Here is a 1,220-nt window from a genome sequence, read left to right as displayed (position 1 = left end):
CGTTCTCGCACCCGCGCGTGGTGGTTTTCGCGGGCGATCACGGGGACGCCGTACTGGGGGGTGCGGCGCGGCCCGCGGGCAGCGCCGACCAGTTGGTGCGGGCGGTACTGGAGGGCGCGAGCCCGGCGGCGGTGCTGGCGCGCCGGCTCGGCGTGCCGGTGCGCGTCGTCGACATGGCGCTGGACTGCGATCCGGACGGGCTGCCCGACGAGGTCGTACGGCATCGGGTGCGGCGCGGCTCGGGTCGCATCGACATCGAGGACGCGATGACCCTGGAGGAGGCGGAGGCCGCGTTTCGCGCGGGAGTCGCCGTCGCGGACGAAGAGGCGGACTCCGGTACGGATCTGGTGGTGCTCGGCGATGTGAGCGTCGGCGGGACCACGGCGGCCGCGGTGCTGGTCGCGGCGCTGTGCGGGACCGACGCGTCCGTCGTCACCGGGCGGGGAGGGCGGCCCATCGACGACCTCGCGTGGATGCGCAAGTGCGCCGCCGTGCGGGACGCCTTGCGGCGGGCCCGGCCGGTGCTCGGGGATCAGCTGCAGTTGCTCGCGACAGTCGGCGGCGCCGATCTCGCGGCCATGACCGGGTTCCTGTTGCAGAGTGCGGTGCGCAAGACGCCCGTGATCCTCGACGGTGTCGTCTCGGCCGCGTGCGCCCTGGTCGGGCAGCGGGTCGCCTTCCGGGCGCCGGACTGGTGGCTGGCCGGGCAGAGCAGCGGGGAGCCGGCCCAGGCGAAGGCGCTGGACCGGATGGCTCTCGAACCGCTGCTCGACCACGGGGTGACGGTGGGCGAGGGCGCGGGCGCGCTGCTGGCCCTGCCCCTCGTCCAGGCGGCGGCCGCCCTGTCCGCGGACCTGCCCGAAGCCCCGTCCGCCGCCCCGAAGCCCGACCCCGACGCCGTGACCACCCCGCAGTCCGCGACCGCCCTCGACTCCGGCCCCGGCTCTGAGGAGACCGGGACCAACCCCGAGTCCCTGGCCTCCGCCCAGGACGAGTAAGCGGGCACGCCCCGTTCGGCACGGCCGAATTCCGCCGCCTCGGTCCAGCGCCGCGGCGGCGGATCTTTCGTCGCCGCCACGACCAGGAACCACGGAGGGCACGAGCACGCGGCAGCGCGGCGAGCGGCAGCCCAGCAGTCGGAGATCCACCGGGCCCTGTTGGAGGGCAGCTTCGACCTGGGTCTGGTGAACCATCTCGACGGCGACGACCTGCCCGCCGAC

At 75.3% G+C, this 1,220-nt stretch carries 1 protein-coding gene and 1 pseudogene; both read left to right on the top strand.

What is annotated here, in order from left to right; translation table 11 throughout:
- Nucleotides 1-998, top strand: a 998-nt coding sequence (locus AB0D27_RS45510; RefSeq protein ID WP_362521555.1) for a nicotinate-nucleotide--dimethylbenzimidazole phosphoribosyltransferase, incomplete at its 5' end; no start/stop codon positions are given.
- 129 nt (nt 999-1,127) lie between these two features.
- Nucleotides 1,128-1,220, top strand: a pseudogene (locus tag AB0D27_RS45505) (LysR family transcriptional regulator); the annotation flags it as partial.

The organism is Streptomyces sp. NPDC048415, from assembly GCF_040651675.1.
GTDB lineage: Bacteria > Actinomycetota > Actinomycetes > Streptomycetales > Streptomycetaceae > Streptomyces.
This window is presented reverse-complemented; position numbering and strand designations above follow the sequence as displayed.